Origin of the sequence: Salinisphaera shabanensis E1L3A, from assembly GCF_000215955.2 — a bacterium.
GTDB classification, from domain to species: domain Bacteria; phylum Pseudomonadota; class Gammaproteobacteria; order Nevskiales; family Salinisphaeraceae; genus Salinisphaera; species Salinisphaera shabanensis.
In genome coordinates, this window is record NZ_AFNV02000017.1 from 17501 (window position 1) to 34304 (window position 16804).

Here is a 16804-nt window from a genome sequence, read left to right on the forward strand (position 1 = left end):
TCACTGTGTTCTCGAAAGCACCCCTCCGTCTCCGGAGGGTTCACAGGATGTCAAGGGCAGGTAAGGTTCTTCGCGTTGCATCGAATTAAACCACATGCTCCACCGCTTGTGCGGGCCCCCGTCAATTCCTTTGAGTTTCAACCTTGCGGCCGTACTCCCCAGGCGGAGAACTTAACGCGTTTGCTGCGACACTGATCGACTATGTCAACCAACGTCTAGTTCTCATCGTTTACGGCGTGGACTACCAGGGTATCTAATCCTGTTTGCTACCCACGCTTTCGTACCTCAGCGTCAATGTTGGCCCAGAAGATTGCCTTCGCCATTGGTGTTCCTCCACATATCTACGCATTTCACCGCTACACGTGGAATTCCATCTTCCTCTACCACATTCTAGTTGCGCAGTTTCGAATGCAATTCCCAGGTTGAGCCCGGGGCTTTCACATCCGACACACGCAACCGCCTACGCACGCTTTACGCCCAGTAATTCCGATTAACGCTTGCACCCTCCGTATTACCGCGGCTGCTGGCACGGAGTTAGCCGGTGCTTATTCTGCAGGTACCGTCAACACGCTCGGAGTATTAATCCGGCGCTTTTCTTTCCTGCTTAAAGTGCTTTACAACCCTAAGGCCTTCTTCACACACGCGGCATGGCTGGATCAGGCTTCCGCCCATTGTCCAATATTCCCCACTGCTGCCTCCCGTAGGAGTCCGGGCCGTGTCTCAGTCCCGGTGTGGCTGATCATCCTCTCAGACCAGCTACTGATCGTCGCCTTGGTAGGCCGTTACCCCACCAACAAGCTAATCAGACCTAGGCTCATCCTTTTGCGCGAGGGTAGAAGAGCCCCGCTTTGCTCCGTAGAGATTATGCAGTATTAGCCCGAGTTTCCCCGGGTTATCCTCCACAAAAGGGCAGATTCCTAGGCATTACTCACCCGTCCGCCGCTTGACGCCCATCCGAAGATGTCGTTTCCGCTCGACTTGCATGTGTTAGGCCTGCCGCCAGCGTTCAATCTGAGCCAGGATCAAACTCTCCAGTTTAATACTTCATATTTCAACTGGTATATGACCGAAGTCATATAATGAGTCATCCCTAGCGTTAAACGCTTTGGATGCTCTATTAGGGCTTGGCTTATCACCAACCCAAGGGAGCACCCACACAAGTCATTTGCATATTGTTAAAGATCTGCAACAGAACGCTGTTAGGCTTAATGCCGTTTGGCGTCCTTGCCGTTGCGAGAGAGCGTATTCTACGCTGATCGGCTGGGCTGTCAACAACTTTCTCAAATTAATTTGAAAAGATTGTCAGGCCTTTAAAAGGCTATGCCTGCAGCACTCTACGTAAAACAGAGCAACTGCTGGCACATATCTTGAATTACAGGCACCAGGCCTATCTTCAAGATCTGGCAGCTTAGCCAGATCCGTTAATTGCTTTTGCAATCAACGCTCTACACATTTTTAAAGAGCCGACTTGCCGTTGAATCCGTTTCCGTTTTCAGCGGCTCGCCGTGTTGCGAGAGGGCGTATTCTAGGGATATCGAGAAGACTGTCAACGAATTTCGTGAATTTTTTTTGAAAAAGTTCACGACCGTTGTCATGACAGGCTTTTCGGGCAGGCGCCCTAACCCGTCGCCAAGGCCACACGCGCAATTCTGCGTTTGCCGACCTGGATCAGGTGCTCGTTGCCGGCCACCAATTCCAGGCCTGCGTCGCTTACGCGGTCGCCGTCGATACGCACGGCCCCCTGCTTGATCAGTCGAATGCCTTCCCCGTTACTTTGGGTGAGTCCGGCCTCGCGCAGCAAGGCAGCCACTTGAAGGCCTGCTTCAGGTACGACGATGGACTGGAGTTCGAGATCTTCGGGTACCACGCCGTGGCTGAAGCGTTCGACAAATGCTTCGTGAGCCCGACGTGCGGCGACGTCGCCGTGGAATCGCGCGACTAGCTCGCCCGCGAGCCGGTATTTGAGATCGCGGGGATTCGCGCCCTGCTCAACCTCGCGACGATAGCCTTCGATGACGGCGACCGGTTCGAACGATAACAGTTCGAAGTAGCGCCACATCAGATCGTCGGAGATCGACATGAGCTTGCCGTATTGGTCGCTGGGCGATTCGTCGATCCCTATATAGTTGTCGAGCGACTTCGACATCTTGTTGACGCCGTCGAGACCCTCGAGCAGAGGCATCGTAAGCACGGCCTGTGGCTTTTGCCCGTACACCTGTTGCAAATGACGCCCCATCAACAGGTTGAATTTCTGATCGGTGCCGCCCAGCTCGACGTCGGCCTTGAGCGCCACCGAGTCGTAACCCTGGATAAGCGGATACAGGAACTCGTGTATTGCGATCGATTCGTTGGCTTTATAGCGCTTGTTGAAATCGTCGCGCTCGAGCATACGGGCGACCGTGTGCGTCGAGGCCAACTTGATCATATCGGCGCTGCTGAGCTTGTTCAGCCAGTCCGAGTTAAGGACCACGCGCGTACGCGCGCGATCCAATACCTTGTAAATCTGTGCCTCATAGGTCGCCGCGTTCTCAGCTACCTGAGTCTCATCAAGGGGCTTACGCGTTACGTTCTTGCCTGTCGGGTCACCAATACGGCCGGTGAAGTCGCCGATCAGGAAGACCACATCGTGTCCGAGGTCCTGAAACGTGCGCATCTTGTTGAGCAGCACCGTATGCCCCAGATGCAAATCCGGCGCGGTAGGATCGAAGCCGGCCTTGATAACGAGCCGCTCCCCGTCACGTCCAGCCTGTTCGAGACGCGAGCGAAATGCGTCTTCGGGGATGATCTCATCACAGCCCCGACAAATTTCGGCCCATATATCCTGCATTGACGAACGACTCCCTGGCGCTACCTAGATTGGCTCGGGCACTCAGTCTAGCGGTTTCGGACTTGGCAAGCATCCAGCTTTATGCTTTTCTATCCGGATATCTGCGGGCCAGGCAAAGGGGCTGCCCGCAACTATTTCCTCGCTTTCCCAGCACGGCTCGGCGTCTTTTTTTATGGGCAAGATCGATACGGATTATCTGTGGCTGCACGAACAGCCCCAATCGAGTTCACGCCTACGCCGCCTGGCATTGATTCTTGTGGTACCACTGATCGGCGGTACGGCCTGGCTCACTGCCAGCCCTCAGACTACCCTGCTGGACGGTTCCGACTCGCAAAGCGCCGAGATTCAGAACGCCGGGGACGATGCGATCTCTTCGGCAGAAGTGGATGCGTCTGTTGGCCCGGGACGTACCCGTATTTCCGCCGATCTGAAATCGGATAACGCGAATGGGCTCTCGCACGAGGATCTTGCGCTCAGCGACGGCGACGCCAACGCTCTGGACGTGCCGGTCGCACCGATCGACCCCAATCGCACGAATGACGACCGCGGCGAAATCGCGACTATCGACTCATCCACGGCCCTGAACGACGTGGTCGAAACGAGTACCGGTTTAGAGGGGGCGTCCGACGCCGGCAGCGCGGACATCCCCCGCTCGCACGACTCGGGCCCGCGATGGCACAACGTCACGATCCGACAAGGCGATACGCTGTCCATCGCATTCAGCCGCAATAATCTGTCTTATGCCGATTCGCTCAAGATCGCGCATATGAAAGAGTACGGCAAGCGTTTCACGCGCGGGCTTCGTGCAGGCGACGTCATGCAAGTAAAGGCCGATGCCGATGGCAGCGTGCTGGCCCTGGATTTCCCTATCGACCCACTGCATACCCTGCAGGTCCGCCCCAACGACAATGGGTTTCGTGGACAGATGACGCTGGCTGATGTCGAGCATCGCAATGCGTTTGCGACCGGCATCATCGATACCAGCTTCTACGTCGATGCCTTGGAAGCCGGGCTGTCGGATCGACAGATCATGAAATTGGTCGAAATATTCGGCTGGGATATCGATTTCGCGTTCGATACGCGTCCGGGCGATCGTTTCGTGGTCGTCTACGACGAGCTATACAAGGACGGCGACAAGATCGCCAATGGCGATATTCTGGCCGCCTCATTCATCAATCGGGGGCGCGACGTGCGTGCCGTTCGCTATGCCGACGCGGGCGATGAACAAGGCACGGTTTACTACTCGCCCGACGGCCGCGCGATGAAAAAAGCGTTCATTCGCACGCCGGTCGACTACACGCGTATCAGCTCCGGCTTCAATCTGTCGCGTAGTCACCCGATTCTCAACCGGATTCGCCGCCACGAAGGCACTGATTATGCGGCGCCCAGCGGCACACCGATCAAAGCCACCGGTAATGGCCGCATCGTGTTCCGCGGTCGGCGCGGCGGATACGGCAATATGATCGTCGTGCGGCACGACTCCCATCTGTCGACCCGCTACGGACATATGTCACGTTTCGATAACGATTTCGGCGTTGGCAGCAAGGTCAAACAAGGCGATGTCATTGGCTATGTGGGCATGAGTGGCCTGGCCACTGGCCCGCACTTGCACTACGAGTTCCGCGTCGACGGCAACCCGAAGGACCCGGAACGGGTCGACCTGCCCAAGGCTTTGCCCTTGCCCAGCAAGTACATGGCCGACTTCCGCAAGCATTCGGCTCCGCTACTCACCCAGCTGGACTCGCTGACCGATACTGAAGTCGCCAGCGCGCGGACGACTCGCAACAACGATCGCAGCTCGGCGAACTAATAGCCCGATCTGGTCGTCCCTCGCAGCCCCACGCGCCGCCCACGACGGCAAAGGAGATGCCCGGTGACAGCACCCACCCAGCAAATCGATCGCCGCGCCTCGGTATGAGTGACGCGACTTACTATATCGGTCTGATGTCGGGCACGAGCGTGGACGCTGCAGATGCCGCCGTCGTACGGTTCGATGCCGCCGGCAACCAGCCGCGGATATTGGCGACCCACGCACAAGCGCCAGATACGAGCTTACGCGACGACCTGCTACACCTGTCACAACAGGTTGCGGGCGTTTCACTGGCCAAGTTCGGTGAACTCGATCAACGTGTGGGCGAATGGTTTGCGCGGGCCGCGCTCGCTGTCATGGAAAAGGCCGGGGTAAGCGCGCAGGATATTGATGCCATCGGCAGCCACGGTCAGACCGTGCGCCACGAACCCGACGCCCGCTACCCCTTCAGCCTTCAGCTCGGCTCAGCGAGCCGTATCGCAGCCCGTACCGGTTGTCGCGTTGTCGCAGATTTTCGCAACAGCGATATCGCGATCGGCGGTCAGGGCGCGCCTCTGGTTCCCGCGTTTCATCGCAGCGTGTTCGCCAACGCCGAACACAATCGTATCGTGATCAACATCGGCGGCATTGCCAATCTCACCGTATTGCCCCGCCACGCGGTCGACGACCCGCATGCGGTCACCGGCCTGGATACCGGGCCGGGCAATGCATTGATGGACGCGTGGACCGCCGCCCATCTCAAACGCCATTACGACGCCGATGGGCACTGGGCAGCAAGTGGTCGTGTCGACGAGGCGCTGCTGGCACACATGATGGCTGACCGCTATTTCGCCCGTCCGGCGCCGAAAAGCACCGGCCGTGAGTATTTCAATCTCGATTGGTTGCGTGCCCAGATCGACAGCCTTGCCTCGCGTCCATTACCGGCTGACGTTCAGGCCACGCTATGCGAGTTCACTGCCCGCACCATCGCCCAGGCCATCGATGAATACGGGCCCGGCAACGAACAGGTGCTCGTCTGCGGGGGCGGCGTACGCAACGCTGAACTCCAGCGCAGACTTCAGCAATTGCTCGCACCGCGCCAGCTCACCCCAACCGACGAGTACGACGTGGACTCGGACTGGGTCGAAGCCGTGGCTTTTGCCTGGCTTGCCATGCGAACCGTCAAGGGGTTGAGCGGCAATGTGCCCGGCGTAACGGGCGCAAGCGCGCCCGTGGCTCTGGGTGGCATCTACCAGGCTGCACAGCTGGATAACTGAAGAATAAAGCTGACGAAGCCAAGCCCGCGCGCCGAGCGGGAAACGCCGACCCTTGGCTCCGCGACCGCTCATGGCAGGGTCGCAGGGTTTACGCGGTCGAAAGCGCGGTCACTCACCGCGCGACTGACGGCGAGCAAAGGCGCAAGAGCTTAAAAACAGCGAAGGCGTTACCACAGCCGCAATGGCGGTCGTATTGGAATGGCGAATCACGAACTGCGCCGCGCTGCGCGGGGGTTTTGCTAACGCAAAACGTGCGCGTATTCATGCACCCCAATTCGTCGCCAGCGTTGTGCCCCTCTCACGAGGGCGAAGACGCGCCTACTTAAACAGCGAAAGAGTTACCGCAGCCGCAGGTGGTGGTCGCGTTGGGGTTACGGATCACGAACTGCGCGCCTTCGACTCCATCGGAGAAGTCGATCTCGGCACCGCTGAGGTAGAGCACGCTCATCGGATCGACCAGCAAGGTCACGCCCTGCTTTTCGATCAACGTATCGCCGTCCTCAACGTTTTCGTCGAAGGTGAAGCCGTATTGAAAGCCTGAGCAACCGCCACCGGAGACGAATACGCGCAACTTAAGTGCGTCATTCTCCTCGTCTTCAAGCAATTCCTTGACCTTGATCGCCGCGGCATCGGTAAACACCAGCGCGGACTGGTCTTCTTCCATAGCGTGTGTGGCGGTACTCATAAGCGTTCGATTCCGTAGACCGGATGGTTCCTATCATATGACATCGGTGCAAGCTCGGGCTATTCAACCCCTCGGGCGTGAATCCATGTACCCGATTATGGCAGCGCGCCGGGTACCGCAAGGCCGCACGCCTCGTCGGCACCGATCATGAGATTGAAGCACTGCACAGCCTGCCCGGCCGCGCCCTTCACCAGATTGTCGATCACCGACAATACAACAGCCGTATCCCCGCCGCCCGGCCGATGCACGGCCATACGGCACATATTGGCGCCGCGCACGTGGCGTGTTTCTGGCATGGCGCCCGCAGGCAGCACGTCCACGAACGGCTCATCGGCATAAGCGCTTTCATAAAGCGACTGCAGATCGCAGTCGGCGCTATGAAGTTGCGCATAAAGCGTGGCGTGAATACCGCGAATCATCGGCACGAGATGCGGCACGAACGTCAGCCCGACGCCTGTACCCGCCATCGCGGAAAGCGACTGACGAATTTCCGGCAGATGGCGATGCCCGGCCACACCGTAGGCCTTGAACGATTCCTGCATCTCGGCAAACAGAAATCCGGGCTTGAGCGACTTGCCCGCGCCCGAAACGCCCGTCTTGGCATCGGCAATCAGCCGGCCGAAATCGACCAGCCCGGCCTCGACCAACGGCTTGAAACCCAGCACGACCGCGGTCGGGTAGCAACCGGGGGCCGCGACCAGATCCGCCTTGGCGATTTCTTCGCGATTGAGCTCCGGCATGCCATAGACCGCGCGCTCGATGAGCGTCGGGCATACATGCTCGACGCCGTACCAGGACGCCCATTCCTGCGCGTCCTTGAGACGAAAATCCGCGGACAGATCGATAACACGTTTACCCGCATCCAGCAGGGCCGGCACGTCGTGCATGGCCGCTGCATGAGGCGTGGCGAAGAAAACGATATCGCAGTCCGCGAGATTGTCCGTCGACGGCTCGACGAAATCGAGATCGATCACACCACGTAGCTGCGGATAGGCCTCGGCGACCGGCGTACCCGCATCGCCACGCGAAGTCACCGCAATGACCTCGGCGCTCGGGTGCGCACTGAGCAGGCGCAGCAGTTCGGCGCCGGCATAGCCCGTTCCGCCGACGATTCCGATGCGTTGTTTCTCGGTCATGATGTTTGCTGAAATAAGCTGCGAAACCGCGCATAATAACGCGCAAGCCGTCGCGCTGCGCGCTCGCGACCCAACCTTTGGTTTTCGTCACCCGGAATACGAGCTCTTGCACGTACGCCTACGCTCCATTTATGGCCGCTGAACGCTCGCGCCGCCGCATGTTGCGCGAGGCGTGGCAGGGGCGCATGGACTCGATGCGCCAGCATTTGGCCGACGTCGAGAACACGCCTGGCCTGACGCTGCTGTGTCTGCTTGGCGCTGCGACCGGGGCGCTTTGCGGTCTGGTTATTCTGGCCCTGCATACCGGCATTCACCTGCTGCAAGACCCGCTGTTCGAGCTGTTTGGCGTCAGCGGCGGCGGCTTCACCGAAACCAGCGTGGCATTTCGCGTCGCCGTACCACTGCTCGGTGCTTTGCTGCTCGGACTGATCGTCGAGTGGGTGCTCAAGTCTGCCGAGTACGGCATCGTGCATATCATCGAGCGACTGGTTTATTACCAAGGCGTGCTGCCGGTCAAATCGGCGGTGGCTGAGTTCACCATGTCGGTACTGGCGTTGACGACAGGCCAATCGGTCGGCCGTGAAGGCGTGGCCGCGCATACGGGTGCCACCACCGGCAGCTGGTTGGGCCGGCGGCTGGACCTGCCCAACAACAGCGTTCGCACGTTGGTCGGGTGCGGCGCAGCGGCCGGCGTCGCCGCGTCGTTCAATACCCCGCTGGCTGCCGTCATCTTCGCCATGGAAGTGGTGATGATGGAATACACCATTGCCGGCTTTGCGCCCATTATTCTCGCGGCCGTGTCGGGCTCGCTGGTCACGTTCACGTTCACCGATGTACACCCGCGCTTGGTCGCCGAATACTCCGGCTTTTCGCCGATCGAGCTGCCTTATCTCGCGTTCGTAGGGGCGGTGGTCGGCATCGCCGGCGCAGGTTTCACGCGTCTTTGCGGCGCGCTCGTGCCCCTGCTTGCCAAGATCCGTATCAGCCTGCGGATCGCGCTCGCTGGTCTGGTGACCGGCCTGCTGGCGATTCAGTTTCCGCAAATCATGGGCCTGGGCTTCGACACCGTGAACGGCTCGCTGGCCGGGCAATACGCAGTCACCATGGCGCTGGGCATCGGCGTGGCCAAACTGATCGCGACCAGCTTTGCCACCGCCGCAGCCATTCCGGGCGGCGTCATCCTGCCGACGTTCGTTATCGGCTCCGCACTGGGCAGCGCGCTGGGCACTGCCGGCGCATTGATATTGCCGGGCGACGCGACGGACGCAGGCCTGTACGCATTGCTGGGCATCGGCGCCATGATGGGCGCGGTACTGCAAGCGCCGCTATCCGCCCTGGTCGTTATTCTGGAACTCTCCGGCCAGACCGGCCTGGTGCTGCCGGGCATGCTGGTAGTAATCGCCGCACTGGTGGTTTCGCGGCGGATTTCGGTATCAGAGTCGTTGTTCCGCTTGCTGCTGCGCCGGCGCGGGCTGGATTATCGCAACGATCCGATTTCCCAGTATCTTCGTCGCGCCAGCGTGTTGTCGGCGATGAACCGCCGCTTTCGTATCGTCGAGCCCAAGATCGACCGCGCGGCGCTCGATGAAATCCTCGAAAATAAAATCGACTGGCTGCTCATTCGCTCACGCGAGCACCGCGCCAGCTTGATGCGGCCAGGCGATGTCGCACGCTTCCTGAATCAGGAAGAAAACGATCAGATCGAAGAAATCGACCTGTACAAGATCCCGGGCAAACGTATGGATGCCTATTCGATCCACGTGCGGGCCAGCCTTCAGGAAGCCTTCGACATGGTCAATCGCAACGAGGCTGAGGCATTGATCGTGGAACGCAATGTCGTGGGCAGCAACGCCATCACCTATGGCGTACTCACACGCGAGGCCATCGACGGCACCTATCGTCCCTAGGGCCGTGGGCTGCGTGCATCCAGCTCGTCGCACACACCCTACAATCCCTCGAGTCCAAACACAGAGCCGAGCCCGGCTCTTTTTCTACAGGAGCTTCGAATGCTGTTATGGGTCAAGGCCTTTCACGTGATCTTCATGGTGACGTGGTTCGCCGGTCTGTTCTATCTGCCGCGCATCTTCGTCTACCACGCCGATACCACCGATGAGATCGGCCATGCGCGTTTTTGCACGATGGAAAAACGCCTGGGAATCCTCATGTCGATCGGCGCCGCGCTGACTATTGCTTTCGGCGTGTGGCTTCTTGCCGGTTACGGCGGCGCGTGGATGGCAGCGAATGGCTGGATGCACGTCAAACTGCTGTTCGTGCTGGGCCTGATCGGCTACCACGGCTGGTGCCAGGTGCAGGTCAAAAAATTCCGCGAGAAACGCAATACGGGCAGCGCCGGCTATTTTCGGCTGATGAACGAAGTGCCCTCGATCTTTCTGGTGGTGATCGTGATTCTGGCGATCGTCAAACCGTTCTGACGCATTTTCGCCAGCCATGAAAAAGGCCCCGCCGGACACGATCCGACGGGGCCTTTTCCGTTGCAGCGCCAGTAGCCCTGGCCCGCGGCTTATTCGCCGCCGTCGGGGTCCTGATTGATATCGACGCCGATCTGCGACTGGTTATAGTTCTGCTCGCCCATGTGCTTGATCATGTCGAGCTGGGTTTCGATGAAGTCGATATGCCCTTCCTCATCGGCAAGTATCTCCGCGAACAGTTCACGGGTCACGTAATCGCCGACCTGCTCACAGTGCGTGATCGCTTCCTTGTAGTAGGCATGGCCTTCGTATTCGGCCGCCAGGTCGCATTCCAGCATTTCCTTGGGATTTTCGCCGATACGCAGCTTGCCCAGATCCTGCAGGTTCGGCAGGCCGTTGAGGAACAGGATGCGCTTGATGAAGCGATCCGCATGCTGCATTTCCTCGATCGACTCCTGATATTCCTTCTTGCCGATCTCGAAGAACCCCATGTCTTCGTACATACGGGCATGCAGGAAATACTGGTTGATCGCGGTCAGCTCGAGCTTGAGCGACTTCTGCAGATACTCGATGACTTTCGGGTCGCCTTTCATGGCTGTTCCTGTACTTTGGGCCGATAACTGTCGACAAGCTTAGCCGACCACGGCACGCCGTACAATCAATCCATGGTTGCAGCGCACGGCAAGCGAACGCTCACGAGATACGTCCTGAAAGAACTAACCGGTAGCCACCAGCGGCTCGGCTTCGGCAATAACCCGTATGGGGGCCGCACGTCGATGCTGCTGCTGATGACATTCGTTGAGAACGTCACGAGCGCACTGTGCACACCGGCCGCAACAGCCGGCCACGCCCAGACGCTTGCGCAATTCGCGCATGCTGCATGCGCCTTCGCCATAAGCATCGCGAATCTGGCAATCGGTTACTGCATTACAAACACAAACGTACATGGCCACCTCCGACGCGTAGTAAAACGCGAATGAGAATGAGTGTCAATACACAAAAGCATGACACTAATCGATGCAATTGTCAGCGTACACTGACAAGGTCACGATTGCACACGCACGCGTCTTTCGCGTGCACTAACGCCACGAAAGAGTTTGAACCGGGATAACTACTGCGTTTTCAGGCAGGCAGCGAGTTCATCCAGCGCGAGCCGATAAACCTGGCGCTTGAAAAACACCACCTCATTGACCGGCTGCCAGTAATCGACCCAGCGATAACCGTCGAACTCGGGCTTGTCGCAGGCGTCGAAGCGTACACACGACTCGGGCGCGATCAACTCGAGCATGAACCACTTCTGCTTCTGGCCGATGCATAACGGCTGGCGATTGCGGCGTACATAGCGCTTGGGCAGCCGATAGCGCGCCCCCGGGGGGGTGGAGCCGATCATGCGTACATGCTCGGGCCTGAGTCCGACTTCTTCCTCGAGTTCACGAAACAATGCTTGACGGGCATTTTCGCCGGCATGAATTCCGCCCTGCGGAAACTGCCATGACTGCTGGCCGATTCGCTTGGCCCAGAACACCTGGCCGCGTTGATTGCTTAAGATGATGCCGACGTTGGCCCGAAAACCCTGCGCATCGATCACGACGACGCCCTCGGTATAAATACTCAATTGATTCTTTCATAAATCGTTCAAAAACGAAAAAAGGCATTTCACTTTGCAACTAACGCTATTCGATCTCGACAACACCCTGCTCGCCGGCGACAGCGATTACCTGTGGGGGCGCTTCCTCGTCGACGAAGGCGTGGTCGACGCCGAGTTCTATGCCCGCGAGAACGAGCGTTTTCACGCGCAGTACGAAGCCGGCAACCTCGATATCCATGCGTATCAACGCTTCGCGCTGGCGCCGTTGCTCACGAACTCGCTGGAGCGTATGCAGGCGCTGCGAGCCGACTATGTCGAACGGGTGATTCGCCCGCTGGTTGCGCGCCATACCCGCGCTCTACTCGACTGGCATCGCCAGCGCGGCGACCAGATCGCCATCATCACCGCGACCAATCGTTTCATCACCGAACCGATTGCGGCGCTACTGGACATCGATGTGCTTATTGCCACCGATCCAGAGATCGTCGGGGGCGCCTATACCGGCGAAATCGCCGGCGTACCCTGCTTCCAGGCGGGCAAGATCGAACGCGCGAAGGCCTGGGTGGCCGAACAGCCGCAGCGCTTCGAACACGTGACTTTCTATTCCGACTCGCTCAACGACCTGCCGCTACTGCGCTGGGCGGATACCGCAATCGCGGTCGACCCGGACGAGACACTCGCTGCGGCCGCACGCGAGGCGGGCTGGCCGATCATCAGCCTGCGCGGCGAAGACCGGCCGTTCTAGGGCTTGGCCAAACCGACAAACGCGCGCGCGTCAGTCTTTCGGCGCGTCGCGCGCTTCGTCCCAATTAGCCACATACGGCGCGATCGCGTCGCGCAGCCGGCCATTGGTCGCAAACACGCTGCGCGTGGGCAGATCGATCTCGTCGCCGCCCAGTTCGGTGATATCGCCACCGGCCTCGCGCAGGATCACGGTCAAGGCGGCGATATCGAGGATATTCAGATCGGATTCCAGAATCGCGTCGATCCGGCCCGAGGCCAGCAGGTGATAGTGATAGAAATCACCATAGCCGCGAATACGATGCACCGCGCCGATGAGTTCGCCGACGGACGCCCAGGCCGGTGATGCAGCAAGCGAGGCGATATTGCCCAGCGACAGGCTGGTCTTGGCCAGCGTATCGATATTGGAAGTCTGGATCGGCTCGCCGTTGAGCGTAGCGCCCAATCCTTTCGCCGCACAGGCCATTTCCCCGCCGTTGAACAACGGCGCGTTGGATACGCCCACGATGAGTTCGCCGCGATAACGTAACGCGATCTGCGTCGAGAAGAACGGGTAGCCGCGAACGAAGCTCTTGGTGCCGTCGATCGGGTCGATCAGCCATACGTAATCGGCATCGGCTTGCTCGCGGCCCAGTTCCTCGCCTTGAAAACCATGCGCCGGGAACGCCTCGGACAGAACCGCCTTGATCGCGCGTTCACATTCGATATCGGCGATCGTCACAGGGCTGGCATCGGCCTTGTGTTCGACTTCAAAGTCGCCGTGGTAATAGCGACGAATAATCGCCTCGGCGGCGCGGGCGGCCTCGACGGCCTTGTCGAGAAACGGCTGCAGATCGGTCAAAACGGCGTCCTTGTTCGGGGCGTGGGCGCAAATGCTAGGCGATGTTGGCTTCTTGTACGAGCGCCGGCCGAGCCAACTCGACCGGACAGCGGTTGTTTGTACCGCAAACGGGCCATGCGCTTTAACGCAATACCCCAAAGATGGTCAGCAGCGCCAGGATCGCCAGCACCACGAGCAATGTACGCCAGATCAGGCCCAGCGCTTCGAGCAGCGTGTCGTCGAGCCCGCGCCCATAGCGCGTGTCGGCATTCGCACTGGTCAGCCCCAGCGCGCCGCGCCCGACCGCGGCCAGCAGGCGCCAGCTGGCCGAAGCGCTGGCATGCGTGGTCGCGCGCGCCGACGGCCAGGCGCCGATCGCAGCGCGCGTGGCGCCGACCAGCGCATACACCAGCACGCTCAGGCGGGCTGGAATCCAGGCCGCCAACCCATGCACGTATTCGGCGGTGCGCTGCATCGCGCGCGATGCCGTACCCCGTGCAGCCAATGCCGGCAGTTCACGCACGCTGCGATAGAACAGCGCACCGGCGGGCCCGGCCACGAAGAACCACAGCAGTACGCCCAGAATACGTTCATGGCCTTGTACCAGCACCGCGCCGACGAGCGTACGGCCGTGGGTATCGGGCGCTAGCCGACCGTCCGCGCGACGACACAGATCGAGCGCGCAGGCTTCAGCGTGGGCAAAATTCCGCTCGTCTCGCGCTCGAATCAGCGCATGCACGTCTTCCCAGAGATCACGCGGGCCGAAGGTCAACACCAGAATGAACACGCCGAACGCGAGTTCGAAACCCAGCCACAGGTATTCGGCGATTGCCCACTGAGCCAGCGCCACCACGACCACCGGCGGCACGATCACCAGCACGCCTGCCGGATGCTGCAACCAGCGCCGGCCAATCGCGACACTTTCGATAAGTCCGATATAACGGGCAAAGCCGTCGGTATCCCGCCAGCGCTTGAGCTGACCGAGCGCGCGCTCGGCAAACAGCGCGATGATGATCGTGATCAGATGCATGCGCGCTCCAGCAGGTCGAAGAAAAGCACCCAGTCGAAAGCCGGGCCCGGGTCCGTCTTGCGCTGCGGCGCGATATCGCTGTGGCCGACGATACGCTCGCGCGTGAGTTCGGGGTAAGCGTCCATGAGCGCAGCACTCGCGCCTGCAAGTGTTCGGTATTGCGCCGGCGTGTAGGGGCAGTCGTCGGTGCCTTCCAGTTCGATTCCCACCGCAAAATCGTTGACGCGCGTACGGCCGTCGAACGCCGACTCGCCCGCGTGCCAGGCGCGCGCATCGAAGCCGACATACTGGGTGATCGCACCCGTGCGCTCGATCAGCAGGTGCGCCGACACCCGCAGATGCGCAATCTCACGGTAGAACGGATCGCGCGAAATATCGAGCGTGTTGGTGAACAGCGCATCGACTTGGCCGCGGCCGAAACGCCCCGGCGGCAGGGTAATACCATGTACGACCAGCGTGTCGACGGCCGCATTCGGCGGGCGTGCATCCTGATTAGGCGAGACCAGCCATCGCGCCTGCGCCAGCCAGCTGTTGTCGATCGATAAACCCTGCATCACGCTAAAAATACGCCTGCAAGCCGATCGTCGCACGCAGCCCGCTATCGACCGCGGTGTTCTCCCACCCAAATTCGCTACGCAGGCCCAGGTCGTTGGTGAGATTGAACTGCTGGGTAAGCTTGGCCCAGCGGTAATAACCGTCATCGCCGGCCACGTATTCAAGCGCGCCCGTTTCCGCCTTGAGCTGAAGCCGACGCGTTGGATAAGCCAATACCCCGGCACTCGCGCCGGCGCCCAGCGCGTAGCCGGGCGACAGCGCGCTGTTGGCATCCACCGAGCCGAGCCCGAACACGTAGGCCAGTGCCTTGTCGCTACCCCAGGCCAACCCCGGCCCGCCCTGGAGGTAGTAGCCGAGATTGTTGTCGACACCGTCGAAGACATTGGCGGACGGTCGCCGACGCAGACCGGTATCGATTTGGAAAGACACAGGCTTGAACAAGTCGTTGCGCGGCGACAGCGACACGATATTGAGCACGGTCAGATCATCGATTCGCAGCTCGCCGTCACTCGGGTCGGTACGCAGCCCCAGATCGAGAAAATTGATCTGCGCGCCGTCGGTATAGCCGCCCGGATCGTCGAGCAGGTCATGATAGGCCGGTCGGATACGCAGCCCGAACGATAGGTCGCCTGCCTCGTAAACCGTGGACGCCGCCACGCGTAGCGTGCGATGCGCCTGGTCGGGCGATGTCTTCGGCGTCGACACCGGCGCGAACGACGAAGGTCGTGCGATCCGGCTTCGTGCCAGCAAAATGGCGTTGGCATGCGCTTGATCGGCCGGCGCATTGGCTGGGTCGCTTTGCAGGCGGTAGTAGAGATAGTCGTGTGCAACCTCGAGTACAGCGGCATGCGCGTCCGGCTCGAGTTCGGTCAGCCGCGAATCGTCGAAAGCGACATCATCCGCGGCCACGCCACGCGCCAGCGCACGCTGGTCGGCACTAAGTTGATCGGCCTGCCAGCGCAGCGTGGTTTCCAGCGAGGGACGAAAGCGCGGCGTCCCCATCAGGCCGGGGAGTCCGCGATCGGTGCGAATCGTATCGGCAGGAATCGCATACCAGTCGTACTGCTCGGTGAGCTCGAGCTCAGGGCGCGCAACTTCGAGCAGACTCAGCAGCTGGTAGGAACAGTTCTTCGACAAGAAGAAATAGGCGAAGCGCACGCCGTCCATTTCCCAGAGATGATCGACCAGGCGATCGGTCTCGGTATCGCTCAATTCGAGCGGGTAAGCCCAGACATCACGATGCTCGATCCATGCGTACTGCTTGACCTTTTCGTAGTACGGAAACAGCCCGAAGATGCCCGCATAGCCCCCGGTCAGACCTTTCCAGGCAAATGACAGCCCCTGCGCATCATCGCCCGCCGCCGCGGCGAAGTTCACCGCGTACGACAACAACTCGGTATTGCGCGCGCGGCGCGAGGAATCAATACGCAGCAGCGTATGCCCGAACATCGACGACGGGCTGTTGGGGAAGGCGGTCGGAAAGATCAGACTGATCTGGCGCGGGGCGAGCGCTTCGCGCCAGCGCTCGTATTTCTCGCAATCCTGGCCGCCGAGCGCGTCGTCGGCCAGGCCGAGACGCTCGACCAGAAAACGACGCCGGGCAATGAACGTGCACGCCGCTGAACGATCCCGATCCTCGATATGCCGCCCCTGAACGAAGGCGGCCAGCGTCGCATCAAGCTCGGCTGCCGGGTCGCGGCGCCCCTCTGGCGACAGAAAGAACCAGTCCGTGACCACCGTGCTGTGCAGCCCGCTGCCGTGCCAGTCGGGCTCGTAATGCATCAACGCCTGCCACTGCGCACTGGCGGCCAGGTTCTGTTCGGCGGCGCGCGCCTGGAGCGCCGCGAGATCGAGTGTCGCAGGCTGAGCCTGTACCAAACCACAGACGAACACCAGCAAAGGCGCAAGCGCCGCCCATCGCATCATG

At 60.3% G+C, this 16804-nt stretch carries 15 protein-coding genes and 1 rRNA gene (1 of these 16 only partly in view); 5 read left to right on the forward strand and 11 right to left on the reverse strand.

What is annotated here, in order from left to right:
• Both SSPSH_RS11555 and tyrS read right to left on the reverse strand, forming a co-directional pair.
• Positions 1–1038 (reverse strand): 16S ribosomal RNA (locus SSPSH_RS11555) (it extends 498 nt beyond the left edge of the window).
• Positions 1039–1618: 580 nt separating this feature from the next.
• Positions 1619–2827 (reverse strand): tyrosine--tRNA ligase, encoded by a 1209-nt coding sequence (gene tyrS / locus SSPSH_RS11560; protein ID WP_006914949.1) that lies wholly within the window; start codon positions 2825–2827, stop codon positions 1619–1621.
• A gap of 172 nt (positions 2828–2999) precedes the next feature.
• Between tyrS and SSPSH_RS11565 the strand changes: the two genes are divergently transcribed.
• Together SSPSH_RS11565 and SSPSH_RS11570 are read left to right on the forward strand one after the other, a co-directional pair.
• Positions 3000–4637: an OapA family protein gene (locus tag SSPSH_RS11565; RefSeq protein WP_006914948.1), complete on the forward strand. Its 1638-nt coding sequence runs from the start codon at positions 3000–3002 to the stop codon at positions 4635–4637.
• 104 nt (positions 4638–4741) lie between these two features.
• Positions 4742–5893: an anhydro-N-acetylmuramic acid kinase gene (locus SSPSH_RS11570; RefSeq protein ID WP_006914947.1), complete on the forward strand. Its 1152-nt coding sequence runs from the start codon at positions 4742–4744 to the stop codon at positions 5891–5893.
• A 322-nt stretch (positions 5894–6215) separates the two neighbouring features.
• Here the strand turns inward: SSPSH_RS11570 and erpA are convergent, their stop codons facing one another.
• Positions 6216–6578 (reverse strand): iron-sulfur cluster insertion protein ErpA, encoded by a 363-nt coding sequence (gene erpA, locus SSPSH_RS11575; RefSeq protein ID WP_021031722.1) that lies wholly within the window; start codon positions 6576–6578, stop codon positions 6216–6218.
• Between the two features lie 95 nt (positions 6579–6673).
• Positions 6674–7714: an N-acetyl-gamma-glutamyl-phosphate reductase gene (gene argC, locus SSPSH_RS11580; protein ID WP_006914945.1), complete on the reverse strand. Its 1041-nt coding sequence runs from the start codon at positions 7712–7714 to the stop codon at positions 6674–6676.
• A 131-nt stretch (positions 7715–7845) separates the two neighbouring features.
• Between argC and SSPSH_RS11585 the strand changes: the two genes are divergently transcribed.
• Positions 7846–9621 (forward strand): chloride channel protein, encoded by a 1776-nt coding sequence (locus tag SSPSH_RS11585; RefSeq protein ID WP_006914944.1) that lies wholly within the window; start codon positions 7846–7848, stop codon positions 9619–9621.
• 99 nt (positions 9622–9720) lie between these two features.
• Positions 9721–10146 (forward strand): CopD family protein, encoded by a 426-nt coding sequence (locus tag SSPSH_RS11590; RefSeq protein WP_006914943.1) that lies wholly within the window; start codon positions 9721–9723, stop codon positions 10144–10146.
• 89 nt (positions 10147–10235) lie between these two features.
• On the opposite strand, the gene bfr is transcribed toward SSPSH_RS11590, so the two are convergent.
• From bfr to SSPSH_RS11605, 3 genes are all read right to left on the reverse strand, one after another.
• Positions 10236–10736: a bacterioferritin gene (gene bfr / locus SSPSH_RS11595; RefSeq protein ID WP_006914942.1), complete on the reverse strand. Its 501-nt coding sequence runs from the start codon at positions 10734–10736 to the stop codon at positions 10236–10238.
• A 123-nt stretch (positions 10737–10859) separates the two neighbouring features.
• Positions 10860–11090, reverse strand: coding sequence for a (2Fe-2S)-binding protein (locus SSPSH_RS11600; protein WP_021031723.1), 231 nt, complete (start codon positions 11088–11090; stop codon positions 10860–10862).
• Between the two features lie 164 nt (positions 11091–11254).
• Positions 11255–11731, reverse strand: coding sequence for an RNA pyrophosphohydrolase (locus SSPSH_RS11605; RefSeq protein WP_021031724.1), 477 nt, complete (start codon positions 11729–11731; stop codon positions 11255–11257).
• A 73-nt stretch (positions 11732–11804) separates the two neighbouring features.
• Between SSPSH_RS11605 and SSPSH_RS11610 the strand changes: the two genes are divergently transcribed.
• Positions 11805–12476, forward strand: coding sequence for a histidinol-phosphatase (locus SSPSH_RS11610; protein ID WP_006914938.1), 672 nt, complete (start codon positions 11805–11807; stop codon positions 12474–12476).
• A gap of 30 nt (positions 12477–12506) precedes the next feature.
• Here the strand turns inward: SSPSH_RS11610 and SSPSH_RS11615 are convergent, their stop codons facing one another.
• The 4 genes from SSPSH_RS11615 to SSPSH_RS11630 form a co-directional block, all read right to left on the reverse strand.
• Positions 12507–13304, reverse strand: a complete 798-nt coding sequence (locus tag SSPSH_RS11615) for an inositol monophosphatase family protein (RefSeq protein ID WP_051339841.1) — start codon at positions 13302–13304, stop codon at positions 12507–12509.
• 130 nt (positions 13305–13434) lie between these two features.
• Positions 13435–14322: a regulatory signaling modulator protein AmpE gene (ampE, locus tag SSPSH_RS11620; RefSeq protein WP_006914936.1), complete on the reverse strand. Its 888-nt coding sequence runs from the start codon at positions 14320–14322 to the stop codon at positions 13435–13437.
• Positions 14313–14876: a 1,6-anhydro-N-acetylmuramyl-L-alanine amidase AmpD gene (gene ampD, locus SSPSH_RS11625; RefSeq protein ID WP_006914935.1), complete on the reverse strand. Its 564-nt coding sequence runs from the start codon at positions 14874–14876 to the stop codon at positions 14313–14315. Before ampD ends, ampE begins: the two co-directional genes overlap by 10 nt.
• A 4-nt stretch (positions 14877–14880) precedes the next feature.
• Positions 14881–16803: an Lnb N-terminal periplasmic domain-containing protein gene (locus SSPSH_RS11630; protein WP_021031725.1), complete on the reverse strand. Its 1923-nt coding sequence runs from the start codon at positions 16801–16803 to the stop codon at positions 14881–14883.
• Position 16804: the final 1 nt, after the last annotated feature.

Excerpts from the sequence above, each read along its gene's own strand:
- tyrS (WP_006914949.1), bottom strand. The coding sequence starts at position 2,827 with ATGCAGGATATATGGGCCGAAATTTGTCGGGGCTGTGATGAGATCATC.
- SSPSH_RS11565 (WP_006914948.1), top strand. The coding sequence starts at position 3,000 with ATGGGCAAGATCGATACGGATTATCTGTGGCTGCACGAACAGCCCCAA.
- SSPSH_RS11570 (WP_006914947.1), top strand. The coding sequence starts at position 4,742 with ATGAGTGACGCGACTTACTATATCGGTCTGATGTCGGGCACGAGCGTG.
- erpA (WP_021031722.1), bottom strand. The coding sequence starts at position 6,578 with ATGAGTACCGCCACACACGCTATGGAAGAAGACCAGTCCGCGCTGGTG.
- argC (WP_006914945.1), bottom strand. The coding sequence starts at position 7,714 with ATGACCGAGAAACAACGCATCGGAATCGTCGGCGGAACGGGCTATGCC.
- SSPSH_RS11585 (WP_006914944.1), top strand. The coding sequence starts at position 7,846 with ATGGCCGCTGAACGCTCGCGCCGCCGCATGTTGCGCGAGGCGTGGCAG.
- SSPSH_RS11590 (WP_006914943.1), top strand. The coding sequence starts at position 9,721 with ATGCTGTTATGGGTCAAGGCCTTTCACGTGATCTTCATGGTGACGTGG.
- bfr (WP_006914942.1), bottom strand. The coding sequence starts at position 10,736 with ATGAAAGGCGACCCGAAAGTCATCGAGTATCTGCAGAAGTCGCTCAAG.
- SSPSH_RS11600 (WP_021031723.1), bottom strand. The coding sequence starts at position 11,090 with ATGTACGTTTGTGTTTGTAATGCAGTAACCGATTGCCAGATTCGCGAT.
- ampE (WP_006914936.1), bottom strand. The coding sequence starts at position 14,322 with ATGCATCTGATCACGATCATCATCGCGCTGTTTGCCGAGCGCGCGCTC.
- ampD (WP_006914935.1), bottom strand. The coding sequence starts at position 14,876 with ATGCAGGGTTTATCGATCGACAACAGCTGGCTGGCGCAGGCGCGATGG.
- SSPSH_RS11630 (WP_021031725.1), bottom strand. The coding sequence starts at position 16,803 with ATGATGCGATGGGCGGCGCTTGCGCCTTTGCTGGTGTTCGTCTGTGGT.